This window comes from Pseudomonas sp. 008 (assembly GCF_016861935.1).
Lineage (GTDB): Bacteria > Pseudomonadota > Gammaproteobacteria > Pseudomonadales > Pseudomonadaceae > Aquipseudomonas.
In genome coordinates this window covers 552,435-577,096 of the sequence record NZ_BOMA01000001.1, presented here as the reverse complement: position 1 = coordinate 577,096, position 24,662 = coordinate 552,435, and the positions used below count along the sequence as shown (strand labels likewise).

20 protein-coding genes and 1 pseudogene are annotated in these 24,662 nt (G+C 51.3%); 15 read left to right on the top strand and 6 right to left on the bottom strand.

Going from position 1 to position 24,662, the window contains the following annotated elements; translation table 11 throughout:
• Window positions 1–10 precede the first annotated feature (10 nt).
• Both JUI81_RS02440 and JUI81_RS02435 read right to left on the bottom strand, forming a co-directional pair.
• Window positions 11–1,804 (bottom strand): DUF1302 domain-containing protein, encoded by a 1,794-nt coding sequence (locus JUI81_RS02440; protein ID WP_308442594.1) that lies wholly within the window; start codon window positions 1,802–1,804, stop codon window positions 11–13.
• A gap of 704 nt (window positions 1,805–2,508) precedes the next feature.
• Entirely contained in the window at window positions 2,509–3,627 is a 1,119-nt protein-coding gene (locus tag JUI81_RS02435) for a class II histone deacetylase (RefSeq protein ID WP_204123618.1), read from the bottom strand.
• 502 nt (window positions 3,628–4,129) lie between these two features.
• Between JUI81_RS02435 and tnpB the strand changes: the two genes are divergently transcribed.
• Window positions 4,130–4,351, top strand: coding sequence for an IS66 family insertion sequence element accessory protein TnpB (gene tnpB / locus JUI81_RS02430; protein WP_239077654.1), 222 nt, complete (start codon window positions 4,130–4,132; stop codon window positions 4,349–4,351).
• Between the two features lie 64 nt (window positions 4,352–4,415).
• Here the strand turns inward: tnpB and JUI81_RS02425 are convergent, their stop codons facing one another.
• A complete protein-coding gene (locus JUI81_RS02425; protein WP_204123617.1) occupies window positions 4,416–4,964 on the bottom strand; it encodes a cysteine hydrolase family protein in 549 nt (182 codons plus the stop codon).
• Window positions 4,965–5,070: 106 nt separating this feature from the next.
• Here JUI81_RS02425 and JUI81_RS02420 point away from each other — a divergent pair, with 106 nt between their 5' ends.
• Window positions 5,071–6,045, top strand: coding sequence for a GlxA family transcriptional regulator (locus JUI81_RS02420; protein ID WP_204123616.1), 975 nt, complete (start codon window positions 5,071–5,073; stop codon window positions 6,043–6,045).
• A 166-nt stretch (window positions 6,046–6,211) separates the two neighbouring features.
• On the top strand, window positions 6,212–7,261 hold the full coding sequence (locus tag JUI81_RS02415) for an AraC family transcriptional regulator (RefSeq protein WP_239077653.1): 1,050 nt from the start codon (window positions 6,212–6,214) through the stop codon (window positions 7,259–7,261).
• Here the strand turns inward: JUI81_RS02415 and JUI81_RS31735 are convergent.
• Window positions 7,228–7,694, bottom strand: a pseudogene (locus JUI81_RS31735) (DDE-type integrase/transposase/recombinase); the annotation flags it as partial. The gene JUI81_RS02415 and the pseudogene JUI81_RS31735 overlap by 34 nt on opposite strands.
• On the opposite strand from JUI81_RS31735, the gene JUI81_RS02410 reads away from it, so the two are divergent.
• From JUI81_RS02410 to moaA, 5 genes are all read left to right on the top strand, one after another.
• Window positions 7,683–7,925, top strand: coding sequence for a hypothetical protein (locus JUI81_RS02410; RefSeq protein WP_204123615.1), 243 nt, complete (start codon window positions 7,683–7,685; stop codon window positions 7,923–7,925). The pseudogene JUI81_RS31735 and the gene JUI81_RS02410 overlap by 12 nt on opposite strands.
• A gap of 932 nt (window positions 7,926–8,857) precedes the next feature.
• On the top strand, window positions 8,858–11,164 hold the full coding sequence (locus tag JUI81_RS02405; protein ID WP_204123614.1) for a molybdopterin-dependent oxidoreductase: 2,307 nt from the start codon (window positions 8,858–8,860) through the stop codon (window positions 11,162–11,164).
• A gap of 62 nt (window positions 11,165–11,226) precedes the next feature.
• Window positions 11,227–11,679 carry an OsmC family protein gene (locus JUI81_RS02400; RefSeq protein ID WP_204123613.1) on the top strand — a complete coding sequence of 151 codons (453 nt, stop codon included), beginning with the start codon at window positions 11,227–11,229 and terminating at the stop codon, window positions 11,677–11,679.
• Window positions 11,680–11,733: 54 nt separating this feature from the next.
• A complete protein-coding gene (locus JUI81_RS02395; protein WP_204123612.1) occupies window positions 11,734–12,504 on the top strand; it encodes an enoyl-CoA hydratase in 771 nt (256 codons plus the stop codon).
• Between the two features lie 883 nt (window positions 12,505–13,387).
• Window positions 13,388–14,383, top strand: a complete 996-nt coding sequence (gene moaA, locus JUI81_RS02390; RefSeq protein WP_204123611.1) for a GTP 3',8-cyclase MoaA — start codon at window positions 13,388–13,390, stop codon at window positions 14,381–14,383.
• Window positions 14,384–14,874: 491 nt separating this feature from the next.
• On the opposite strand, the gene JUI81_RS02385 is transcribed toward moaA, so the two are convergent.
• On the bottom strand, window positions 14,875–15,690 hold the full coding sequence (locus JUI81_RS02385) for a 3-hydroxyacyl-CoA dehydrogenase family protein (RefSeq protein WP_204123610.1): 816 nt from the start codon (window positions 15,688–15,690) through the stop codon (window positions 14,875–14,877).
• 268 nt (window positions 15,691–15,958) lie between these two features.
• Between JUI81_RS02385 and JUI81_RS02380 the strand changes: the two genes are divergently transcribed.
• The 5 genes from JUI81_RS02380 (at window position 15,959) to JUI81_RS02360 (ending at window position 20,578) form a co-directional block, all read left to right on the top strand.
• Window positions 15,959–16,981, top strand: a complete 1,023-nt coding sequence (locus tag JUI81_RS02380; RefSeq protein ID WP_204123609.1) for an AraC family transcriptional regulator — start codon at window positions 15,959–15,961, stop codon at window positions 16,979–16,981.
• 85 nt (window positions 16,982–17,066) lie between these two features.
• Window positions 17,067–18,509, top strand: a complete 1,443-nt coding sequence (locus JUI81_RS02375; RefSeq protein WP_239077652.1) for an aldehyde dehydrogenase family protein — start codon at window positions 17,067–17,069, stop codon at window positions 18,507–18,509.
• A 184-nt stretch (window positions 18,510–18,693) separates the two neighbouring features.
• Window positions 18,694–19,272: a TetR/AcrR family transcriptional regulator gene (locus JUI81_RS02370; protein WP_204123608.1), complete on the top strand. Its 579-nt coding sequence runs from the start codon at window positions 18,694–18,696 to the stop codon at window positions 19,270–19,272.
• A gap of 81 nt (window positions 19,273–19,353) precedes the next feature.
• Window positions 19,354–20,121, top strand: coding sequence for an MBL fold metallo-hydrolase (locus JUI81_RS02365; RefSeq protein WP_204123607.1), 768 nt, complete (start codon window positions 19,354–19,356; stop codon window positions 20,119–20,121).
• A gap of 46 nt (window positions 20,122–20,167) precedes the next feature.
• Window positions 20,168–20,578, top strand: a complete 411-nt coding sequence (locus tag JUI81_RS02360) for an ester cyclase (protein ID WP_204123606.1) — start codon at window positions 20,168–20,170, stop codon at window positions 20,576–20,578.
• A 418-nt stretch (window positions 20,579–20,996) separates the two neighbouring features.
• Here the strand turns inward: JUI81_RS02360 and JUI81_RS02355 are convergent, their stop codons facing one another.
• A complete protein-coding gene (locus JUI81_RS02355; RefSeq protein ID WP_204123605.1) occupies window positions 20,997–22,040 on the bottom strand; it encodes an AraC family transcriptional regulator in 1,044 nt (347 codons plus the stop codon).
• Between the two features lie 627 nt (window positions 22,041–22,667).
• Between JUI81_RS02355 and JUI81_RS02350 the strand changes: the two genes are divergently transcribed.
• Window positions 22,668–24,125 (top strand): malonyl-CoA decarboxylase domain-containing protein, encoded by a 1,458-nt coding sequence (locus JUI81_RS02350; RefSeq protein ID WP_204123604.1) that lies wholly within the window; start codon window positions 22,668–22,670, stop codon window positions 24,123–24,125.
• Complete coding sequence (locus JUI81_RS02345) at window positions 24,115–24,657, top strand: isochorismatase family protein (RefSeq protein ID WP_204123603.1); 543 nt, start codon at window positions 24,115–24,117, stop codon at window positions 24,655–24,657. Before JUI81_RS02350 ends, JUI81_RS02345 begins: the two co-directional genes overlap by 11 nt.
• Window positions 24,658–24,662: the final 5 nt, after the last annotated feature.

The window sequence follows — 24,662 nt, the reverse complement described above, 5'->3', positions numbered from 1 at the left end:
AACGCTGTGTTTAGAAGTTCACGCCGACGCTGAGCGCCATGAAGTCTCGATCTTGAGAGGTGTTGTAGTCACCACCAAAGAAGTTGGTGTAGGCCAGGCTCGCGTTGTACCTATTCTGGTATTCGGCATCCACTCCGAGGCTGACGGCTTTAGCACCTTCGTTGAACAGCCCATTGGGACCATAACCGCTAACGTCATGTGACCAGGCGACGTTAGGCTTGAAGTTGATACCGCCGATTACATTGGAATAGTCGAGAATCGCCCGGGCGCGATAGCCCCATGAGATCGAGGTGACGAAACCATCGGTGTCACCGCGAAACCCATGCTGGCCATAGACCGGGTCGCGGCCGTAGCGCAGGGTGTCCTTTGATTCCAGCCCGCCCACGTGTGCCACTGCCGCCTCGCCTACTACGATTAGGCGGTCGGCACCCAGCACTTGGTCGAAGAAGTGCGTCATGGTGCTCTGGACTTGGGTAATCTCCTTGCGCCGGTAGCCGGTGTTATCCGCTCCTGGGCTGGTCGCGATGGGTGAAGCCGCGCCACCGGCAATTGGGTTGACCAAGGCCAGGGTTAGGTCGTTTGTGTTGAGCTGCACCGGTGCATTGGGGCGGTAGCTAATCTCCCCGGTCCACGCAGTGCCGGAAGGCAGAGTGGTGGAGAAGCTCGCGCCGTATAAACGTATATCCTCGGGGTATTCGAGGTAGTATTGACCGCGTCCTAGCATTACGCTTTGTGCCAGTCCACTACCACTGCCGGGGGCCAGACCATCGGCAATAGCGACCATGCCCGGCAGCGCCGCAATCGTAGTTAGCCCTGCGGTGGTAGTACTTACAGTGGGCGTGCGGCTGTGATAATTCATGAAGTACAAACCGTACTCGGTGTCATCCTGTTGCCAACGCAACGCCGTCCCCCACTGACCGGAATCTCGAGCGTCACGGTCGCCACCGCGAGGGACGATCACCCCTTCGCTGGATACCTCAATGCCCTGGCCAAACGCTTCGGTCAGCTGCTGGAAGGGCATAATCGCCGGACTGCCCACGGTGTACCCGCTGGTGCAGCCATCGGCCACCACGTCGTAGCTGAAAAAAGTCCCGCAGTTATCGACGACAGTTTGGTCCCACTCCAGCTGGTAGAAGCCTTCAATGGTGAGCTTGTCCGTTAGGCTTTGTGAGGCGAACAGCATGTTCACCGGGATCAGGCCCTCCTTGATTTCGGCACCCGGGCGGCGGAATGCGGATACATCCACAGGGTTGATGCTGTTGATGGAGTTACCGATGAAAGTACTTTCCCCCCAGCTGACCACCTGCTTGCCGACGCGCACGGTGCCAGGCCGATCAGCGATGGAGTAGTTGTGATAAACGAAGGCGTCGAGAATTTGCGCACCCGATGATTTGGAACCTTCCTTGCGGTTGCTATCGCTGATGTCTTTAAACTCGCGATCTTCATCCTTGAGCTCGAAGTCATACCAGTACTTGCCGCGCACGAACACACCGGTATCGCCGTACTTGAGCTCGAGGTCGTGCAGGCCCTTGAAGATCTTGGAGAAGGTCTCGCCCTTCTTAAAGTTCAGCCTCCCATCGTCACCCGTGGAAGACTGGCCGGTACCACCGTTGACGGCGCCGACCAACTCTTTGTCAGCGTCACGCATGCCCCAGCTTGCGCCTATGGACAGTGACGAGTCGAACTGGCCTTCGATTTCACCAATATTGAAACTGACGCCGAATGCTGGCCCGGCGAGTGAAGAGGCTAGACTAACCGCCAGAGGCAGTTTTGCTTGGCGCCAAAACGTGTTTGTTGAGGACATCGACGCTACTCCACGTGCTTATGATTGTATATATGCTTAGCTCTATATAAGAGCTTTTAACTGTTTGAACCTAGTGCCTGTTGGGGTTACTGCTTCGAGCGCACAGTTTTATTTTTCATGGTAGAGGTCCTTTATGCTTTGTTGAATGGTGTCTAGCCCTTCTACTGCTTCGCATGAGCTGCAACGAGTTCGGCTGCACCTACTCAAATAAGGCCTGCTAAGCTGTGTTTTGTACGGCTCAAATACGTACCGGCGCAGCTAAGTCGATACTCTATTTTGCGTAAAACACCACTTGCCCTACCTTTTATCGTCAACCGAACATTCGTTGGAGCGATCGAAAAGCCCTACTCCAAGAAATTGCTTCAATACCTGATGTCTGGCTGACATGGTGGACTGGGTAACGTATAGACGGTCAACAGCGGAACAAAACAAACCAGTTCGGTGATCGTCAGGAAATTTTCCAATTGCCGTAAAATCATAGATCCCCCTCGACCAGACGATACCAATACCTGCCAAACAACCTTAGGCGGATTGAGACCATCCCAAACAGATTCTAAATACGGAAAGGGGTACCACCGATAGTTCATCCCTCGTCAACCCTACTTTAATCAATCGTCGAGTGTCCGTTGGCCCTTCACAACCTGCATATTGATACCCGCAGCAATCCGGCCTGAGTGGCCGGATTGCTGACCTGGATCCCCGAATCAGGTGTGCCGGGGAACTCGTTCAACATTGGCCGCCGCCGCATCGATGGCGGCAGATTGATGCGGAAGAAGCTCCTGGCCACCAAGCAGTTTGTGATATTCCAAGTAAGGATCCTCAATCCCTGTCTTTATTTCGGAAAGCTCTTCCATTACGGCAAGACCATAGAACGGTACCGTCCAGCGTGAGTACCCGCCTTCATGTAAAAATACGAGACGGCCGCCGCACAATTCGTCCGCTACGGCCATCAGCTTTCTGGTCAATCGGCGGTAGCCTTCGGAGTGCAGCATCATGCGGCCCATCGGGTCCATGGCACCGGCGTCGAAACCGCTAGGCACGATGATAATTTCTGGACGGAATGCTTTCAGGGCTGGGATTACGACGCGGTCGTACGCCTCGCAGTAAGCTTCAACGCCACTTCCTGCAGGAAGCGGTATGTTGAGATTCGTTCCTACAGCAGCGCCTTCACCAATTTGGTCCACAAATCCATCATCAATCGGCCATAGGCGGTCTTGATGGAGTGAAATTGTTAGCGCACGAGGCTCATCGTACAGCGCAGCTTGTGTGCCGTTTCCGTGATGGACATCCCAGTCGACGTAAGCGATACGCTTCACGCCATGCACTTCGAGCAGATGTCTCCCCGCAATTGCTGCGTTAGATAAAAGGCAGAATCCCATCGAACGATCCGGCCTTGCGTGATGCCCGGCTGGCCTGAGCAGGGCATAGGCATTGTCTAGGTCACCGCGCATAACCGCTTCTACAGCGGCGATAGCTCCGCCTGCCGCTAAGCAAGCTATTTCGAAGGCGCCGTGCGGAACGGGTGCATGATCTCCGGAGTATCCACCAGTCGAAGAGGCCGAAAGCGCTTTGATTTCTTCCAAATGAGCGGTCGTGTGGACTCGCCCTATCTCCAGCTCTGTCGCAGGGCGCGGAGGAAGGTCTATCAATTGTTTAAGGAGTCCGCTGACGTCTATAAGATTTCGAAATCGCCGAACTACTTCAGGGTCATAGACATGTTGGTCTGGCTGGACAGACGTGGCGTCTGCCGGGGCGGCGCCCGCATAATTCCCTAGTTGGAACCAGGCGAATTTTTCACTCCAAACAAATCCGGTGCGTTTCATAGCGGGTTTCTCCTCTTATTGTCTTAATGATAGGGCAACCTGAGCCATCGAGTGCCTTGATTGCATCCTCGAATCCACAAGGCTTGTTCAGGCTTTACCGAAATACCCCATTGCTAATGATTAGCAAAGGGGTATGTAGCAAACGGTGTGCCAGAAGAAAACAAATCAAATAAATCAATGGTTTTCTGAAGGTAAGAATAATTAATACTGTATTGCGGGGGAGCGGGGATGACCAGAATCTGAACGGTTTCTCAGGTAGTGTCCAGAATCTGGACAGTCTAGCTTTCAGGTACGGCATCCGCACCAGAGGGCGGTAAAAGAAGGATTAGGTTTCAGTGCTTGTCACCTATTTGCATGGTACGAGGGGGCTAAACGATCCATCATCTACACATTCAAATTCGCCGCTTAAGTACCGATGCTGGGCTTCCGAATTCGCTCAGGAACCCGCTCTCCTGCTGCGCCCCGACGCTGAAGTCGAAAAATCTATTTTTACCCCAAACCCATGGTATTCCAAAAATCCATCGACGGCCTGACTGTCCTGGTCGAGCTGGTCCTCAAGGTCGCGGTGTACGACCCGGTATTGCTAGTTTTCCGCACGCGCAACCAAGTGAAAGTTCTGTACTGGTATCGCAACGGTTTCTGTCTGTGGCTCAAGCGCCTGGAGGTCGAGGGTTTCAAGTGCAAAGCGGATGCCGCTGACGATGCCATCGAGCTGACGGTGTGAGAGTTGAAATCAGGATTCCCTGGCCGGGCGGATGATAGGGGCCACGGCTCACCAGGCGCCGGCTTCAGGCCGCCAGGTACTCATCGCTTGATAGGAGGGTGGCATAGGCAAACCCAAGGGCTGCCATCATGGTTGCATGCACTAGAGCTGCCGGTACTTTCACGCCGCCAAACTCCAGGTCAAGCGTCGCACAGGCGTCGTGTACCACCGTGACCGAATACCCCAGATCTGCTGCAGCGCGTACGCTGGCATCGACGCACATATGGCTCATTGCGCCAACGACTACCAACTCCTGTACACCTCGCTCGTCAAGAAGGCGCTTGAGTTCCGTTTTCAGGAATGAGTTGGGATGGTTTTTCACGATGATCGGCTCACCGTCCTGCGGCGCGACGGCTGTCTGAATCTCCGCTGCGTCTGACCCCGGAACAAAAATTGGTAGTTCCCCATCGCCCATTTCATGGCGGATATGGATGACCGGAATCGCCGTGGCGCGGGCATCGGCAATCACCTTGGCTGCATTGGCGACCGCCGCTTCAATGCCAGTGAGGGGCAGCTTACCTGTCGGTAGATATTCATTTTGCATGTCGATGACGACCACTGCGCGATTACTCATAAGTGATTCCTCAGAGGGTGTTGCGGAAAGAGACCTGGCTATCTTTGATCATAAACGGCATGCTGAAAAGTGGCGCTATCGACATTTTCTAGGGTGATATCGACACATGCGAGATAAGGACTTGATAGAGGTCGGGATACTGCATTACCCCGGCGTGCAGATGGCGGCGGTGCTAGGCCTAGCCGATCTGTTTACTGTTGCGCAGCGAATCGCGGGGGGGCACGTTACGTCTGGAATGGCAGCGCTGCGCGTTAGCCATTGGCAACAACAAGACTCGGAAAACGACCTCGTGCGCATCGAGGATTCCCATCCCGCAGCAACCACCATGCCGAATGTGTTGATACTGCCGCCCAGCCTGGAAGAGCCCATCTCGCCCGAGGCTGCTGCACCATATAGCGACTGGCTGCGGGCGCAACACAGTTCAGGCACAACTTTGGCTTCCGTGTGCGCTGGCGCCTTCCTTCTCGGCGAAACGGGCCTTTTAGCCGGTCGTACCATCACCACCCACTGGCTTTATGCCGAGCAATTTAAAAGTCGATTTCCGGATGTCCATCTTGATATCGACCAACTCATTATTGATGGCGGTGACACTATTACTGCTGGAGGACTCATGGCATGGACTGACCTCGGTCTACGGCTGGTGGATCGCTATCTGGGTGCCGCGGTCATGATCGATACGGCTCAAACGTTGCTGGTGGATCCGCCGGGCCGCCAACAGTGCTATTACAGTGCTTTCGCGCCACGGCTGGCGCATGGCGACACCGCGGTGCTAGCCGTGCAACTATGGCTTCAGAAAACAGGCGGTAAGGAGATCGCGCTTGCCGATCTGACGCAGCGTGCTGGCATGGAGGAGCGCACTTTTCTGCGGAGATTCCAGAAGGCCACTGGCATGACCACTACCGAGTACTGTCAGCGCTTGCGTGTGGGCCGTGCTCGCGAGATATTACAAAATAGCCGTGTACCCATGGAGCGGGTGGCATGGGATGTCGGTTACGCGGACCCTGGTGCATTTCGTAAGATTTTTACGCGCATCGTAGGGCTTACTCCAAGCGAGTACCGCCGCCGCTTCAGCGTGGGTTGAGCATGCTCAATCTTGCCTGCAGTGCACCACGGAGGATTCCTTAGAGTAGTGAGTTTTTCATAAAAGGAGTGATTTTATTGGCAATTGCCATTCGGGCAGATTCTTACATCATTCGACTGATCTCAGAATAAGGACTGATTGCAGATCATTGCTGAGGAGTCGCGCCATGAGTATCCGAGCTTCTATGGCCGCACCAAGTTGTCACACCATATTCGCCGAGAGTTTCTTCCGCCGAAACGCCGATCTGTTTGCACCTCACCTGGCCGCAGTCGGCTTGGACGAGAAAATTCTCATGTCCCCTGAGTCGGAGATTCCTCTGTCTCAATATGTTGCCTTATGGGAAGTACTGGGGCGTGAGGTTTCCCCTTCCATCGGTCTGCAGGTGGGTATTCGCACCCAAAGCAGCGATCTGGGCACCTATGGCCATGCAGTGCGTTGCGCACCCTCGATGAAACTGGTTCTGCGTTGCTTGAGGCATTTCATCTCGGTGCTGGCGCAAGGGACACGAGTGGGGAACGAGGATGATGGGAAATCGGTTGCGCTGAGCTATCAGATAACCGATCCCGCAATCGTTCAGCGCCGTCAGGATTCCGAGTTTTCAATTGGCATTGCGCTCAATTTGATGCGAGAAATCACTCTGTGCCCGGAGTTGCGCCCGATACGGGTAGAGTTTGAGCACGCTGCGCCGATTGATTTGTCGTTTCACCGTGAGGTTTTCGACTGCCCCATCCACTTCGACCGACCGGATAACCGCGTGTGCTTCTCCCGCGACTTGCTGGACATGCCGGTGCGCACTGCGGATACACGCTTGTATGAGGCGCTTGAGCCGTTTCTCGAGCAGCAGCGCAAGCATCGAGCGACAGCCACCGATCTGCTTAGCCAACTGGGGCTACATATCGCCAGCAGCCTCGGAAGCGGTAGCGTGAGCCTGGAACTAGTGGCCGGCAGCATGAAGATGAGTGTACGCACCCTGCAGCGTCGTTTGACTAAGCACGGATTGGATTTCAGCCAATTGGTGGAAGGCATTAGGCGGTCCCTGGCTGAGGACTATGTGGCGAGATCTGATTTCAGCCTAACCGAGATTGCCCTGTTGCTCGGCTATGCCGAGGCGAGTTCGTTCAGCCGCGCGTTCCGTCGATGGACCCACTCCACCCCCAAGCATTTCCGCGAGAGCCATAGTGGTCAACTATTTTCGGACACTGCGATAGGGGGATGAGCGTGTTTGCGCTCGTGGGCGATGGGCGGCTGATAACCCAGCGCGGAATGCAGCCGCACGCAGTTGTAAAAGCCCACGATGTAGTCGGCAATGTCGGTCATCGCCACGGCATGATTGGCGTAGTCGCGCTGCCAGACCCGCTCTCTCTCTTCTCAGGTTCAGAAAGAGGGGCTCCATCACCGCGTTATCCCAGCCGTGCCCTTACGACTTATGCGCATAGGTCATGCCGCTCAAGCACGGCCCGATGGGGCTGCGCTGGCGTACTGGCTGCCCTGATCCTAATGCACCACCGAGCCCGTAGCGGGTTGGCGGTTCGCAATGGCCATCTGTAGCGCCGAGCAGACCAGCTTGGCGGCATCGCCCAGCCGACTATCTTGCGCGCATACAAGTCAATGACCGCGGCCAGGTACAACCAGCCGCTGTGAGTGCGGATGACGCGCAGTACCAGAGTCTGATGTATGTGCTGCAGGAGGAGTGTGTCGACGGGGACAGCAACTTCGAGCAGGTCGACAGTTTCACCGTGCTCAATCTGCAGGTCGGCCATGCCATGCTGCAGTTGGGTGAGGTCGGCGAGGTGTTCCTTACGTGGAGAACCTGTTCGACCGCGATTGCGCCTACCGCACCAGCTACCCCATGCGGCGCACTTCCGCCCAATTGGGCGTGAATATGGGCTTCTGACCCGAGCGGTGCAGCCGGTGGGGCCGGCTGCCCTTCACCTTGTCAGGGAGACACCGCGATGAAGTGGATGACACCTTAGGCACTGCTCTGTAGCACTGCATGGCGGCGGAGGGCGACTTCCGCCAGGCCATCGAACACCTGGTGACGCACACCTGGAAGCGCCCGGATGTGGCACTGGACGTCGGCCCGGTGACTTGTCGAGGCTGAGCATGCCGTTGCCGGCTGGACATAAGGCGAGTGGGGTGGTCGGGTCTTGCTACGTCGCGATGGCGCGATGTGGAAGGTGGTGCTGTGCGCCGGAGACGGCCTGCGAGACTTGCAGCTTGAAGCTGGCGTCGAATGCTCTGTGTTTACGGCCCATACGTGGCTCCTCTGTCGATGGATATTCCACCTATCGAGGTGTCCAGCAAAATTAGAGCATTCCCAAGCGGCAAGACCTGATCAATTCCGCACGACAGTCGATTGGCACCAGATGTCAACGACTCTGTCATGAGCCGGCAAGCCGTTGCCTTAGAAATTGAATACTTTAGTTTGGCATGGCTTGGTATTTGCGGCTTGTCTTTTTAAACGGCCGCCTTTTTCCACCTAAGCAAAGTTCGCCGGCTTGAACAAGCATGATAGTAAGAGGGACTGGCTAGGTGACGGTGACCATGGCTTACGCTTTTTCCTCACCTGGAGGCCACAACATTTAGCTCCCATTCCCCGAGCTTGAGTCTTTAGTTGAGCTGTTGCGTATCCCGTTGCAGGCCATGCTCGTGACAAGTCACAAGCAGATAATTCTGGAGAGCATCATGTACCCTCCCGCTTACGTTGCTGGGCTCGCGTTGCTCAGTGCCACCGGTTATGAGCCTCATCTGCAGGCGTCTTGAGAAAGTATAGCGATGTGCACGGCAATGAATAAAGAATCGGAGGCACTACATGAAGGTTGAACGCTACGCCCATTGCAGTCATTGGGGCGCCTACTCAATTCTTGTAAAAGACAATGAAATTGTTGGTATAGAGCCATTCGAGCATGATCCAGCACCATCGCCAATAATCGACTCGGTTCGCGAGTGGGCGCGTTCAGATAGGCGCATTATGCAGCCAATGGTCCGCTCAGGTTGGCTTGAGAATCGGGACAAAAGTGATCGATCGAGGCGTGGTGAAGATAAGTTTATACCCGTGAGTTGGGAGGAGGTCACGAGCTTAGTTGCTGATGAAATTAAGCGGGTGTCGTCGACCTATGGTAATGAGGCGATTTTCGCCGGCTCCTATGGATGGACAAGCTGTGGTCGACTTCACCATGCACCCTCCCTGCTGAAACGTATGCTGAATTTAGTTGGAGGGTACACAGGTCATGTAGATACCTACTCAATCGCCGCCGGCCCCACAATACTTCGGCATGTTCTGGGCGATGACAGTGCATGTTGGGGAGAATCCAGTACTTTTGATACTATCGTTGACCACACTGAAACACTATTGGTCTTTGGTGGTTTACCTCCCAGAACCGCTCAGAACGAATCGGGAAGCATCGCGAAGCATTCGTTGGAAGGTAACCTAAAAAAAATTGCCGACAGTAATATCAAGGTTATTCTGATTTCCCCTCTAAAAGATGACTTGCCTGAGTGGGTTGGGGCAGAGTGGTGGCCAATTCGCCCAAATACAGATACAGCACTCATGCTTGGTCTGGCGGGCGAAATATTGAAGGCGGATCTTCACGATAAGCAATTCCTTGCGCGCTGTACGAGTGGAGCCGATGAGTTTATCCACTATCTGGCGGGGGGCGCGGATGGTCAGTATAAAGATGCGGCTTGGGCCGCTTCTATTACGGGTATTGAAAAGCAAAAAATTCTTGAGCTGGCTAAATTACTTGTAAACACGCGTTCAATGCTGACACTTAGCTGGAGCTTGCAGCGTGCCCACCATGGCGAGCAGCCTTATTGGGCCGCATTGGCACTTGCGGCGATGATTGGACAGATAGGCTTGCCTGGCGGGGGGGTCGGCTTCGGCTACGCATCTCTTGGTGGGGTTGGGGCTCCGATAAGTCTTGGTAAATCGCCTTCCATCTCTCAATTTAAAAAAGCGATATCTAGCTTCATTCCTGTGGCAAGAATCAGTGATATGTTGCTGAATCCAGGAGCGGATTTTACCTATGATGGGGAACAGCACACCTACCCTGACGTCCGACTTGTTTACTGGGCGGGCGGTAACCCCTTTCATCATCATCAGGATTTAAATCGTCTGGACTCTGCATGGAGGAAGCCGGAAACAATTATTGTACAAGATCCAATGTTAACAGCCACTGCGTTACGCGCTGACATCTTGCTTCCAGCCAATACCTCCATCGAGCGTAATGATATTGCAGCCAACAAACGATCTGATTTTTTGCTGGCAATGCATCGTGCAATTAATACCGTTGGTGACTCCAAGTCGGACTTTGATATTTTTGACGCAATTGCAAAGAAGCTAGGAGTGGCTGACGCGTTTAATGAAGGGCGTAATGAGGTTGAATGGTTAGAATATATGTATAACCAAACAAAAGCCGATACGTTGAGTCGGCTTGGTTATGAGATGCCTGATTTTAAAGACTTCTGGGCGCAGGGTTATGCGGAATGCCCCATGCGAAGTAATCATACTTATCTGCGCGAGTTTCGTGAGCAACCGGATACGCATCGACTAAACACTGAAAGCGGTAAGATTGTGCTTAACAGCGCTGCATTGGCAAAGTTGCAATATGATGATTGCTTGTCGCATCCCGCATGGCTGGAACCTGCAGAATGGCTAGGCAACGCCGATGATTCGGAGTTGCATTTGATCTCGAATCAACCTGCTGGGCGTCTGCATAGTCAACTGGAAACAGGTCGTGCAAGTCTTCAGTTGAAGCGCAATGGTAGGGAACAGGCAAAAATCAATGCAGAAGATGCACGGCGCTTCGATATCAGTGACGGTAATACAGTAAAAATCTGGAATTCGCGCGGTGCCTGTTTGGCGACGGCTACTATCAGCGACACAGTAAGTCCTGGAGTCATTGTTCTCCCGACCGGTGCTTGGTTAACTACTTCCATTGATCGTAGTTTAGATATTTCAGGGAATCCAAATATTCTAACTTTGGACATAGGTTCGTCGAAATTTAGTCAGGGCTGCTCAGCGCACACATGCTTAGTCCGTATTTCAAATTACGATGGTGTTGCACCGGGAGCGATAGAATATTTTCAAGAGTTGCTTGATAACGCTATATCCAGCTAGTGGAGTGAGATTTGCTAGTCACCTAGCTGGTATTGTATCTATTAATTGGTGTGGAGTGATCAATGTCTGAACATTATGCTGATATCAAGTGGGAAAAATCGCCACACGCTGATGACGCCTCAACCTACTCGAGGAATCATGTGGCTCGGTTTGATGGGCGGCAGCTATTGAATGTATCTGCAGCAATCGAATACAAAGGCGATGCTTTTTGTGCGGATCCTGAACAATTATTGGTTACTGCTGTCGCCAGCTGTCATATGTTATTTTTCCTTGCAATCGCTGAGCATCAGGGCTTTCTGCCAGAGTCATATGTTGACACGCCGGTCGGGTATCTTGGGAAAAATGACAGCGGTGTTTTGGAAATTACCCATATCGAACTCTACCCGGAAATTACATTTTCTGATGATGGGAAGCCAGACGAGGCCACAATTGCTCGCATGCATGCAGGCGCGCACAGCAGATGCTTTATCGGTAACTCGATTAAAGCCAAGGTCACGATAGGCATGGACTCTTGAGCACACCTGGCATGCCGAATACAACTAAATCACGGGGCAGCGAGGAGCGGGCATATGTCGAATCTTAATGATATGGTATTGCGCGAGCGCCGAGACAATGTGGTGACCTTATGGTTGAATAGGCCAACTCAATACAATGCATTGTCCGAAGAAATGCTTGGTTCATTGAGAGACGAACTGAATGCGATCTCTTCTGATTCTACCATTCGGTGTGTAGTTTTAGCCGCTAAAGGAACAGCTTTTTGCGCAGGCCACGATTTGCGTGAAATGAATGACCGGCGGGGACTGCCCTTTTATCAAGAGCTATTTAGCCTATGCACTGAAGTAATGACAAAAATCCAAGCGTTACCAGTTCCGGTAATTGCCCGTGTGCAAGGTGTTGCAACTGCCGCAGGTTGTCAGCTTGTTGCAAGCTGTGATCTATCTATTGCAACATATGATGCTCGTTTTGGTGTGTCGGGAATCAATCTGGGGCTTTTTTGTTCCACGCCGGCTGTCGCTCTTACTCGAAACATCGCCTTGAAACATGCATTCGAAATGTTATTTACTGGTAAGTTTATTGATGCAAATACAGCAGTGGACTGGGGGCTGGTAAATCGGGCGGTGGAGAACGACGGTCTTGATAGCGTTATTGAGGAACTTACCTCTGCAATAGCGTCTAAAAGTCCACAGGCGGTTAGATATGGAAAGTCAATGATTTATCGTCAAAAGGCAATGAGTATTGAGGACGCTTATGCGTACGCAGCTAATGTGATGGCCTGTAATGCCATGGAAAGCGACGCCATTGAAGGTATCGGTGAATTTTTAGAAAAGCGTCCTAAATAATACAGCACCCTATAGATAGTAGAGGGCGACCCAAGCCTAACTCGTCTGCGATACCGGCTTGCATGACGAGTACTGTCCAACTCGGAGTTTAAAGCCGAATCCCAGTTTGCAAGAGTGCCCAGACGGCATCAGGTGATGGTGGCAGAATAGTCGTTCTGCGAGGCACTTTACTCTAGCGCTAAGAGGATAAATGTGATGCGGACTATGCCGTTGCGCGATTGCTACTGAGCGGATAATTCGGCAGCTGGAGATGATTCTGCGCAGCGCCCTGCCAATTCGCGAGACAGGTGAGACTGGCCCCTAGCTGGATAACCTATCCGACCATACCCCGCACCAACTAGACATAGGTGAGTGTCCGTAGAAGGGCTGCAACCTAGAGAATAAACAGAGGAAGATCCGCCATGTGTGGGCGGTGCATCAGGCAACCGTTCGGCTGTTGCCTACGCGCTAGGCATCCGCCACGAGGCGTGTATGCAGTGCGCGCTCATGCGCGAAGTGCGTGACGATCCTCTGCCCATCGTTGCCGAGCCCTACCGGTGATGAAATCCGGCCAGCAACTCACCCATCTCCTGCCCAGGCTTATGCATATTGAGCCAGGCAGTTGGTGGAATTATGAGGTTGCGTATAGGCAGCAAACCTGGAGCTTGCAGCAAAGTGATTCCCATCAGCAGATGAGTATTAGTCTAGCCCTGCATGGGTCGTACTTTACGAAGCAGGCTACCGAAATTATCAAATGGCCAAATCAGGCTTTGTGGCAGTGAAAGGCTATGTAAAGTCTTGATATCTTGTGCATGTGGCTTACTGCGAGCGCAGACGTTCTCGGTTAATGTTGAGAGCGGTATTGGATCACCATTGATTTAACCTGATAAAAGTGGAGGTGCTTATGAGTGATGGCGAGTTGGTCGATCCGTTTGGTCGTAGAATAGATTATTTGAGGTTGTCGGTAACAGATCGATGTGACTTTCGTTGCGTATATTGTATGCCTGAAAATATGCGCTTTAATGCTCGCGATGAGTTGCTAAGCATTGATGAACTATATCAAATCGCCAATACGTTTATTGGGCTTGGTGTGCGGCGGATTCGAATCACTGGCGGCGAACCGCTAGTCAGAAAAGATTTACTCACGTTACTGTACAAATTAGGCGAGCGCAGCGAATTAGATGATCTGTCAATTACTACCAATGGCTCGCAGTTGGTAGGGCGCGCTGAAGAACTGCGCCGTTCGGGAGTTCGAAGATTAAATGTAAGTCTTGATTCACTGCATCGAGAGCGTTTCGCCTTGCTGGCCCGAAGAGATAGCTTAATTAAAGTACTTGAGGGAATAGAGAAAGCCAGGTCAGTCGGGTTTGAGCGAATAAAAATCAACAGTGTGATCCAAAAAGGCATAAATAATGATGAAGTTTACGAATTGGCTATATACGCACTTGAACGGGGCTTGGACATTAGCTTTATAGAGGAAATGCCGTTGGGGGCAGTGGGGAGCCATGATAGAGCTAAGACTTTATGCACCAGCCATGAGGTGTTGGAGCGTTTAAGCGATAAGCTGGAATTATCGCCAGTCACTGAACGAACTGGTGGGCCTTCAAAATATTACCAAGTGAAAGGTTTTGAAAGTCGTATCGGATTTATTTCTCCTCATAGTCGTAATTTTTGCAATGAGTGCAATCGTGTGCGTGTAACTGCGGATGGGAAGCTGGTTCTGTGCCTGGGGGAGGATAATGCTATTGATCTTAAAGGTGTTTTGCGGGGTGCTAGGTATAGTGAAGACGCGATGAGGTCAAAAATCATAGAGGCAATGAAGTTAAAGCCGGCCAAACATGGCTTTGAAAGCTCTCAGCATGTACAAGTTATTAGGTTTATGAACGTTACTGGTGGTTAAATGTGCCGAATAATATTCGGCACTAGAGCGGTTTGTGATTGCGCTCGTGAGTGAATCATTTATCAAGCGATATGTCCAAGGCTTGGCGTCGGACTCCTCTGGGATTGGTGATTGTCTCTACGTGGCTTTTGATGAAAATTTGAATGGCAGCGCAAGGAGCGCTACGTCAATAAGCTGCAAGCTGGTAATAAGCTTGCACTCGGATTTTTACAATCGTAGGCACGATTATTCCAGCCAGGAGAAGGATCGCTCCACCAGCCAGCGCCGGAAACATCGCAAAGGCTTTCCTTTCGTTGAACTTAGCGAGCTGCGCCTTTAGCACATGCTAGGCCGTCAACTAACTGAGCTAACGGCTTGCCTGCGGCTGAGCTTTGAATCAGTTACTTTGATGGGGCGCAATGTATTTGAGTTCTTTTATGCGTCGAGTATTTTATACGCGACGAGCAAATTGTGCCGGCTGATCAGGGGCTGTGATATGGGTGCTTGGTGATTTAGCCTTTTGCTGAGGAAATAATGTTGTCTACTATTTGACGTATCAGTACGTGCACGAGTGCTGAATGAGTCTGAAACCATGTCGCTCCGTAGGAGCCCAAGCTGCCTTTGTAATGATCAATTCTACTCGCAATGTATTGCGAGTCCAATGCGGTTGGGCTGTTCGTAGGCTCTCCATCATTAAATGAAAACTGGAATTCCTGAGTGAACACAAGGACGATATCATAAACGCTGATGAGCGGGAGCTCGTTAATTAGATTGATGCCTTCGATTATTAGGGTGAGCAAAAGGCGCTCTCGAATTTCCTGCACAGTTATGTTGTTGCGGTATGGCACCTCTATTTCGTGAGCGAGCATGGCCGCAATATGTGGAACCTCAGGGTCTTCGTGTTTGGTGCTCTCATAACGATAGAATCCCCTTCCAGTTTTTTTGCCGTAGCGACCCAGTTTAAATAATTCATCACTTAGCACGAAATAGCTTAAATCGTTTTTCAGGTGCATACGCTTTTTACTGCGACTCCAGAAAAGTAGATCAATGCCGAAGTGGTCGTTCGACTCTAAAATCCCCATATTTGATTTTGATAACGTCAATACGGCATCTACTTCGGTTGGTGTGCTACCTTCAAGCACTAAACGATGGGCTTCTCGATTTAAGGACTCAAAAAAACTTTGAGCTAAGTAGGCGCGGCGAAAATCGAGTGATTTTGTAGGATGACCGACGGTCCAAGGCGGGGTAAGTAACACAGTATTTCTGTTTGCTGTAAATGGTGATTTTGTCAGCTGGGCGGTATCGGTAAGCTCGAATATTGAAGGCATGGTTACTTCCGTTGAAGGTTCCGGTATGGAGGATCTTGACTTGATTGTTTGTTGGCTTGGGTTTTCTAAAGGTTCTGATGCGGATGTTAAGCGGATTTTATGGCCTTGGCCACAGCCTGAGCCTCAACTTGGCGGTTTCGGCATAACAGCTGACTTTTTATGCATATATGTGCTTTTTTTTTACTTTAAGGTTTTTTAAGAATAATGCTCATGCTGTGCGGATTTGAAGGTCATAATAATATTAATGAATAGTTGAAGTGGGGCAAGTATGACTTTACATAGTAGCCATACCATCTACGCCGAAAGTTTTTTTGCGCGAAACGCTACGCTGTTTTCTCCTTATCTGGCTGCGGCGGGGCTGAATCAAGAGGTTTTGCACACGCCAGGTTTAGAGATACCTCTGTCGCAGTATGTTGAATTATGGGAAATTTTAGGAAGGGAGGTTTCCCCAAGTATTGGCCTTCAGGTCGGTCTGCGCACTAAGTGTCATGAGCTCGGTGTTTGGGGATATGCGGTGCGCTGCGCACCAACAATGCAACTTGCGCTGCATTGCATGAGTCATTTTATTGAAGTGCTAACACAGGGATGCCGCATTCAGGTGGAAATGGCTGGCAGGTCGGTAGGGATTGTTTATCAGATTACCGATCCACTCATAATTCAGTGTCGGCAGGATGCCGAATTTTCTGTCGCCTGCGGGCTCAGCATTATTCGAGAAATTACCGAGTGTGCCAATTTGTCTCCGGTGCGTGTGGAGTTCGAGCATGGCGCTCCAGCGGATCTGTCTATTTATAACGAACTGTTCGAGTGCCCAGTACTCTTCAATCAAGCCGACAATCGCCTGTACTTCAATGAAGATTTTCTTGATATGCCGGTTCGCACTTCCGAGCATCGTCTTTTTCAGGCGCTCGAGGCTTTTCTTGAGCAGCAGCGGATAAAGCGGGCAGGATCTAGTGATTTGCTTCATGGGCTGTTGCGGCACATCGCTGACAGCTTAAGTCGCGGTTCCCCAAGCATCGAACAGGTGGCCGTTACCATGAATATGGGGGTGCGAACCCTACAACGGCGCTTGGCTGACCATGCTTTAGATTTCAGCCAGTTGGTGGAGGTCGTGCGCCGTTCGTTGGCGGAAAACTATGTTTCTCGTACTGACTACAGCTTGACCGATATCGCCCTTTTGCTGGGTTATACGGAGGCTAGCTCCTTCAGTCGTGCGTTTCGGCGCTGGATGCAGATTACACCTCAACAGTACCGCCAGCAGGCGCGGATTGAGGCGTTGTCAGTTGGCGCCTAATGTCAATGTTCTAGTCGCGAGCTGACAAGCTTTCGTGGGTGGCGTTAGGTAGGGTTGGCTTACTGCCCAATTTCGGAGAGTGTCGATGCACTTGCAAATTGAAAATCTTCAAAAATTCTTCATTAACGGCACTTGGCGCTCGCCGCAGGGTGAGTCCATATTGCATGATATTATTAATCCGGCAAATGGTCAGGTATCCGGTTCAGTTGCCTTTGCAACGGATGCTGATGTAGAGATAGCGATAAACGCGGCGTTTAATGCTTTTCCTGAATACTCAATAAGCACAATTGAGTTTAGGATTTCACTGTTGGAGCGGATCTGCGCAGTATACGAAAGCCGCTTACAAGACTTGGCCGAAGCAATTACGCTTGAGATGGGTGCCCCTTTGCACCACCTCTCGCGTCCACTCCAATCGTCTATTGGGCTTTGGCATTTTCAGGCGGCCTTGGAGACGCTCAAGAAATATAGCTTTCAAATCAAGCGCGGGACAACGCTTGTCACAAAAGAACCCATAGGTGTTTGCTCTTTGATCACACCGTGGAACTGGCCGATGAATCAGATTGCATGCAAAGTGGCTCCTGCTTTAGCAGTTGGTTGCACCATGGTGCTCAAACCAAGTCAGAATGCCCCATACTCGGCCGTAATCCTTGCGGAAATTCTGGAGGCCGCGCAAGTCCCCCCGGGCGTGTTTAACATGCTGAATGGGGAAGGGCGCAAACTTGGGCAGTTGTTGGCATCTCATCCGATGATTGACATGGTGTCATTGACAGGCTCTACCCAAGCCGGCGCGAGTCTAACTCAGGCTGGGGCTGATACCGTTAAGAGGATGTCTCTGGAGTTAGGCGGTAAGTCAGCAAACATAATTTTGCCAGATGCGGACTTTCAGCAAGCGATTCGACATGGTGTTTTACATATGATGTCTAATTCCGGGCAGTCCTGTACTGCACCATCAAGAATGCTTGTCCCCAGTGCTCGTCTGGCCGAGGTTGAACGACTCATCATTGAAGTGTGCTCCGAAATTAAAGTGGGTGATCCCCTGGATTCGGATACAACAATGGGGCCAATTGCAAACGAGCGCCAATATAATCAGGTGCGCAAGCTGATTAAAATAGGAATTGATGAAGGCGCAAAACTGCTTGTGGGCGGCAGCGACGAAATAGCAAATCTCACTGAGGGGTTTTATATTTCACCGACTGTGTTTACGGATGTGAAGAACGAAATGCGAATTGCTCAAGAGGAAATTTTCGGGCCAGTTCTTGTGGTGATTGCGTATGAGAATGAAGAGGAAGCCATTAATCTCGCTAATGACTCGATCTACGGACTTTCTGGGTATGTTCACTCATCCAATCCATTGCATGCACAAGCGGTTGCAAAGCGCATGCGGACTGGGATGGTTCATATTTGCGGTGCCCCAACGGATATTCATGCGCCGTTTGGAGGATATAAGCAGTCTGGGAATGGTCGAGAATGGGGCGCTTCTGGGTTTGATGAGTTCGTCGAAACAAAATCGATAATGGGGGCGCTGTAGAAGACGCTTCTGGGTGGTTCTCCGTTAGCGGCCTGAAGAACCAATGGCTAGGCGCTGACTGCTTTTCGGGCAATGGCGAGCTCTGTGTGGCGAGCTTCCTCACCCGCATCAGCGACGGCCCAGATCAGTATGGCGCGATAGATCGACACACAGTATCCCCGGCGCTTCGGAGCCCGTACTGATCATGGCGAGACCGCAAGAATTCAACACCGCCGAAGCCTTGTACCAGGCCATGGTCGTGTTCTGGCACAAGGGCTATGAGGCGACCTCGATGATCGATTTGCTCAAAGCCACAGGGCTGAGCAAGAGCAGCCTGTATGGCACATTTGGTGGGAAGCGTGAGTTGTTCATTAGCGCGTTCGACACCTATCGGAATGATAGGGGAAAGGACATGCGCCGAGTCCTGGGGCGTGGGCATGCTCGTCAGGCCATTGAGGAGTTCTTCCGTATGCTTTTTGCCAACCTTGGGACGCTCGAATCGGCACGTGGTTGCATGAGCATCAATCAAGGCGTTGAGATGGCTCCACATGATCCAGAGATCCGGGCGCGAGTCATGGAGGACTTCCGCCATATTGAAGATGCGCTGACCAGTGTGATCGAGCGAGGGCAGAGGGACGGCTCACTGACGAGTAGCAGAAATGGTCGAGAGTTAGCCCGTCTTTTGGTTCTTGCCTTCCCCGGTCTCCAAGTAATGGCGCGCACCGGGTATGGGCAAGCCGAGCTCGATGGTGCGTTGGATCTGCTGCTTTCCCATCTTGACTGATAACTGCTGAATAGCATTTTTTTACCCAATATGGACCGAAAGGTCCCTAATGAAAAAATAACCAGAAACGAGAAGATCTCAATGAAGATTCAGCAGATTCGCAACGCCACTCTGATCATCGAGTATGCGCAAACGAAGTTTCTGATCGATCCGCTGCTCGCGAGGCGGGGAGCCTATCCTGGGTTCGAGGGAACGCCGAACAACCACCTGTTCAATCCGACAGTCGATCTGCCTGTACCAATGGACGAGATTCTCAATGTGGATGCGGTCATCGTTACCCACACCCATCCCGATCATTGGGACGAGGCTGCTAAGACCCTGCTGCCGAAACATCTGCCACTCTTTACCCAGCACGAGCAGGATCGCGAGCTGATCAAGTCTCAGGGCTTCACTGACGTTCGTCTATTGCAAGGTGCCAACTTCAATGGCATCTCATTGGTTCAGACCTTAGGGCAGCATGGTTCGGATGCTGCAATCGAGGCAATAGGGACTGTACTGGGTGAGGTTTGTGGTGTCGTGTTCAAGCACCCCAAGGAAAAGACCCTCTATATCGCCGGCGACACTGTTTGGAACCAGTATGTCCATGCCAGCTTAAAAGAGCATGACCCCGATGTCGCGATTCTCAATGCGGGCGACGCCCAGGTCACGGGCCTCGGTCCGATCATCATGGGCAAGCAGGATGTTTACGAGGTCTACCAGGCCGCGCCCAAGGCGACGCTCATTGCGACCCATATGGAGTCGGTGAATCACGCAGTCCTTACCCGTGAAGAGCTTCACGAATTCTCCGCTGAAAAAGGCATGACCGACCGCCTGCTGATACCTGAGGACGGAGAAGTCTACAGCCTCTAAGTCGAATTTCCCTATCCATCCACACCCACTCAAAGAGAGAGAAAACATGTCAGTCGAAGCAAACAAGGCAATCGTCCGTCAATTCTATGCTGCCATTCAGCGCGAGGACTTCGAAGTCGTGGCCAGCCTATGCCATAAGGACTTCAAGTTCTACCTGCAGGTGGACACCCCTATTTTCGGATCAGAAGGCTTCATCCAGTCGGAAAAGAAAAATTTTGCTGCCTTCGAAGGATTTATCTTCAAAATTGAAACCCTACTGGCTGAGGGCGACCAGGTAGCGGCCTACATGACATTTGAGGGGCGGCAGAGCGGGGTATTGGAAGGCTATGAGACGAAGAGGGGGGGCGCGCACTTCTCGCTCATGATGCTGTTGACCATCGCCGACGGGAAAATCATCGAAAAGCGTGCTCACTTCGATCGCATGGACATTCTCGAGCAGCTCAATACTGCAGCTTGATCTTGGGACCGCGGATCGATTCTGGGCGTTGACGGCTGGTGTCTTTACGGATTCGTCGAGGCGTGCATTGGATAAAGTTACAGAGCCCGGCTAGGCGCCCCGCCGAAAGGGAGGCGCCAGGCAGCCCAGAATTTTTTTCGTGGGCTGGTGAGAGCACCGCTCAGCGGGTGACGCTATCTGCACCTTGAGCCTGTGGATGGCGCGTCCACAGTTACTGAGGGAAACAAGAGGTGCGCTTGGAATCTGGGCAGCTGCAAGGGTTCCATGGCGGCTAAACACCCAGCAATGAGCGAATGATCTGATTCATTTTGGTGGAGCCGCCCCGCAATAAACAGTAGCGGCGCAGTCAGCCAGAAAAGCATGACTACCCCAGGCCATTCGTAAATCTCCTACAGTAACTTTGATACTGTAGGAGATTTTAAAAGTTTCGGTTCCTGTACGCCCCAGGACTTACTTGCATCCAGCTTCGAAACGCACGGCAAAATGCGGCTGTATTTTCAAAGCCCACAAGCGCTGCGACGCCGTCCACTGAAATACGGGATTGTGTTAATAATTGAACGGCTAAGTCACGCCGTAGATCATCACGAATGATTCTGAAACTGGTGCCCTCGGCTTTGAGCTTGCGAGTGAGTGAGCGAATAGAAAGCCCTAAAATAGAAGAGATCTCGTCGATATCAGCTGATGGTATTTCCGATGCCGCAAGGTGCTGCCTAACTCTAGTGCTGAGTAAGCCGATATTCACTGTTGTGAATGCCCAATCTTCTGGGGCGCGCCGTAAGAAGGTCCAGAGTTCTACGCGGGTGCGGCGGAAGCTCGCAAGCCCGTAACTTGAATCAATCCAGATTGCGCTACATTCCGCGTTAAAGCTCACAGGGCCAGGGTACAGAAAAGCATAGTCGGTCCAGTGCGTTGGTCTCGGGAATGCAAACTCAACACCGTGTAACTCAATTTCCGTATTAAGCAACCAGCTAACAATGCCATGCACAAGTTTTAGTATGAGTTCGTGGCCTAGAATGTTGACCTCTCCACCCTTCGTTCGGGGCTGGAGAACGATACCCATTCTGCCCTGCTCGCGGATCAGAGACAGTTTATAATCGTCTAGAATTAAATTCCAGAAACGCGCGAATCGATTAAGAACAATCGCCACGTTTGCACCATCTAACAAGCTTAGCATCATGTATTTTAACGTCCCTCCGCGAATCGGTCGAGACCAAAGCCCATGCATTTCGTCGTCCAATTCAGCTACATTGGCTTTGTAAGCAGCAACAAATTGAACACGGCTGATTCGTAGGTCAGGCTGGCGGAGAAATGCATCAGGAATATTAGAACTGCGTAGAATATTTGCTACCGCAGCGTCACCACGAACAGTTCGAATTTTTCTCAGCATGCCCTCTAAAAAATGTCCAGAAATCGTTAATGGCGTCTGGGATGTTGAGGACCGGTTTGTGGACTTTACCTGCATAGCAAATATTCCTTTCTAGACGATCAACGACGCCCCCATAAAGAGGGGCTGAAAAGCCCTCGTTCGAAATATTGCCCAATAGCCATGGGGCCTACCGACCTGCCACTTTGAACAAGGCGGGCTTTCAGAATTTCGTTAAGGAATCCTCAACTCTTGGCGTATTCTGCACAATTTATGGCCCGCAGAGCAAAATATTTCAATCTCACTCCTCTAGATTAGGCATCAGGAAAGCGACTCAAAGCAGCGTTTGGAAGTCAACGACGCCGGGTCGTATAGTAGGGCGCTCGCTACTGGCCCGCTGTGAGGGCGGAGCGCGAACGGTTATGCCGTATCTGCCTTGTGAGGTGGGCGGTAGAGAACTGTTTTCCAGCGTCGCCTGGAGCCAAAAAAATGCTTCGGCGCTCCGAGCATATGCGCGGCTGCGTTTCTATTGACAGTATAAATCATTCATAGGTCTTTTCGAGTGCCTATCCCTGCGTGTCCGCGGGCCAACTAGACGGCCATTAATTGTCAAAAGCACAGGGATCTGCATGGGTGTTTTCGGATGGGGTTCGGGTTTTATCATCGTTAAGTCTGAGCCTGATCCTGGCGCGAAGAATTAAGCGCGATCGGTTCGAGGAGTATGAAATGTCTTCCGATACTGAGTCACCAATCATGAACTTCAAAAAAGTCTCGATTTTCCAGCTTTTGAAGCGCTTACTCGGGAAAGATACTTCTGCTTATACAAAGCAAGAGCCTCTGCAGATAAATGACTGGGACGCACTCGAGCTCTTGTTGCGCGAAATGGCATCAGAGAAAGGGGGGGAAGCAAGATCCCGCGAAAGAGCAGCGCGTGCATTGGAGTTTTATCTCAGAACTGAAGGAGATGATCGCAAGCGATTTCTGTCAATATTGAATGATTCATTTGAGGTGGATGAACAAAATGTTCGTCGATCGATAGATACTTATTTAAATGCTGCAGACAGCCGGTTGAAGTCACGCGCCGCTGGCTTGCTATTGAATAATCTTGAAAGTCCACGTGCTCGAATTCTTCGCCAATTTAATCTGCTTCCAAATGGGGTGCATGAGTTGGTCAGTATTCGATCCGAACTGCTTCGTTTGGGGCGGGATGGAGAATTTATTGGACTCAATCAAGATCTGCTGCGTCTATTTACAAGTTGGTTCGACATCGGTTTTTTGGAGTTAAAGAGGATTGGTTGGAGTTCTCCGGCGTCCTTGCTTGAAAAATTAATAAGATATGAAGCCGTGCATGAGATTAAATCGTGGGGCGACTTGCGCAATCGCGTCGATTCGGATCGGCGATGTTATGCTTTCTTTCATGGGCGGATGCCCGAGGAACCGCTCATATTCGTTGAGGTAGCCTTGGTTCAGGGTATCGCTACCAGTGTTCAGGCATTACTTGATGAAAATTACCCGACCTTGGATCCCGAAACTGCTGACACCGCGATCTTCTATTCGATCTCGAACGCACAGGTTGGACTACGTGGCGTTAGTATGGGCGAGTTTCTCATAAAGCGGGTAGTCGAGCAGTTGCTGTATGAATTTCCTAAGTTGCAAAATTTCGCAACTTTGTCGCCTGTTCCCGGATTTGCCCGCTGGTTGGATAAACGGCTGGAATGTTCAGGTGCGCTTCCTGCTGAGTTGGCAAATAAGCTGTTGGGCGACGGTGAGACAAGTTCAGAGGCGATTCGCCGTCATTTGAACGCGGAGTTTGAGAGTGATCGACCCGTACAACTTCAGTTGAAAGAATGGTTGCTAAGTGAGTGCGCTTATTACCTTGCGCAGGAAAATAAGAAGGGAATTCCTGTCGACCCTGTGGCGCGGTTTCACTTTTCCAACGGAGCTAGTTTAGGGCGGATAAATTGGTTGGCTGATAGTTCTAAAGCAGGCCTTCGGCAATCATATGGTCTCATGGTTAATTATATGTATAAGTTGCGTGAAATTGACTCCAATCACTTGGCGTACGCGGAAAGTGGTGCGCTATCTGTGGCGGATGAAATTCAGAAGCTAGTGGTGGCAGCGCAGTTGCGGCGTCGTAACGAGGTTGGATCAAAATTGAAAGGGAAACATAGCGTTGAAAATTGATAGAGCTAAAGCTGCTTTGCTGGTAATTGATATGCAGCCCAAGGTGTTGCAGTTGATCTCCGCTCACGAAGAAACCTTACAGCGTTGTAAGTGGTTGGTTGATTTGTTTGAGGATCTCAAGGTCCCTGTGCAGTTCTCTGCTCACTATCCCAAAGGGTTGGGGCCGGTGAGCCAAGAGTTACTTGATTGCGCTGGCACGCCAAATGTCATTTCTAAGAGCTACTTTTCTTGTGTTGAGGATGAGGGTGTATTCACGGAAAAGTATGGCTCGCACGAACAGTGGGTTATATGTGGTATCGAAACCCATGCATGCGTAATGCTGACGGCTCTGGATCTTGTCGCAGCGGGTAAGCAAGTCTTCTTAGTTGTTGATGCCGTTGAGTCTAGATCTGAGACCGATAAGATTGTGGCGCTGCAGCGCATGGAATCGGCCGGTGTGCATATGATTACTCGCGAAATGGCTCTATTTGAGCTGTTGCGATGTGCGGGGACCGAAGAATTTAAAATGTGCAGCAAAAAATATTTGATGTAGAGCGC

What these genes read in the sequence shown, in the direction of transcription:
- JUI81_RS02415 (WP_239077653.1), top strand. Translation starts at nt 6,212, where the DNA reads ATGAGTATCCGAGCTTCTATGGCCGCACCAAGTTGTCACACCATATTC.
- tnpB (WP_239077654.1), top strand. Translation starts at nt 4,130, where the DNA reads ATGGTATTCCAAAAATCCATCGACGGCCTGACTGTCCTGGTCGAGCTG.
- JUI81_RS02440 (WP_308442594.1), bottom strand. Translation starts at nt 1,804, where the DNA reads ATGTCCTCAACAAACACGTTTTGGCGCCAAGCAAAACTGCCTCTGGCG.
- JUI81_RS02400 (WP_204123613.1), top strand. Translation starts at nt 11,227, where the DNA reads ATGTCTGAACATTATGCTGATATCAAGTGGGAAAAATCGCCACACGCT.
- JUI81_RS02425 (WP_204123617.1), bottom strand. Translation starts at nt 4,964, where the DNA reads ATGAGTAATCGCGCAGTGGTCGTCATCGACATGCAAAATGAATATCTA.
- JUI81_RS02360 (WP_204123606.1), top strand. Translation starts at nt 20,168, where the DNA reads ATGTCAGTCGAAGCAAACAAGGCAATCGTCCGTCAATTCTATGCTGCC.
- JUI81_RS02355 (WP_204123605.1), bottom strand. Translation starts at nt 22,040, where the DNA reads ATGCAGGTAAAGTCCACAAACCGGTCCTCAACATCCCAGACGCCATTA.
- JUI81_RS02365 (WP_204123607.1), top strand. Translation starts at nt 19,354, where the DNA reads ATGAAGATTCAGCAGATTCGCAACGCCACTCTGATCATCGAGTATGCG.
- JUI81_RS02405 (WP_204123614.1), top strand. Translation starts at nt 8,858, where the DNA reads ATGAAGGTTGAACGCTACGCCCATTGCAGTCATTGGGGCGCCTACTCA.
- moaA (WP_204123611.1), top strand. Translation starts at nt 13,388, where the DNA reads ATGAGTGATGGCGAGTTGGTCGATCCGTTTGGTCGTAGAATAGATTAT.
- JUI81_RS02385 (WP_204123610.1), bottom strand. Translation starts at nt 15,690, where the DNA reads ATGCCTTCAATATTCGAGCTTACCGATACCGCCCAGCTGACAAAATCA.
- JUI81_RS02380 (WP_204123609.1), top strand. Translation starts at nt 15,959, where the DNA reads ATGACTTTACATAGTAGCCATACCATCTACGCCGAAAGTTTTTTTGCG.
- JUI81_RS02435 (WP_204123618.1), bottom strand. Translation starts at nt 3,627, where the DNA reads ATGAAACGCACCGGATTTGTTTGGAGTGAAAAATTCGCCTGGTTCCAA.
- JUI81_RS02395 (WP_204123612.1), top strand. Translation starts at nt 11,734, where the DNA reads ATGTCGAATCTTAATGATATGGTATTGCGCGAGCGCCGAGACAATGTG.
- JUI81_RS02370 (WP_204123608.1), top strand. Translation starts at nt 18,694, where the DNA reads ATGGCGAGACCGCAAGAATTCAACACCGCCGAAGCCTTGTACCAGGCC.
- JUI81_RS02350 (WP_204123604.1), top strand. Translation starts at nt 22,668, where the DNA reads ATGTCTTCCGATACTGAGTCACCAATCATGAACTTCAAAAAAGTCTCG.
- JUI81_RS02420 (WP_204123616.1), top strand. Translation starts at nt 5,071, where the DNA reads ATGCGAGATAAGGACTTGATAGAGGTCGGGATACTGCATTACCCCGGC.
- JUI81_RS02375 (WP_239077652.1), top strand. Translation starts at nt 17,067, where the DNA reads ATGCACTTGCAAATTGAAAATCTTCAAAAATTCTTCATTAACGGCACT.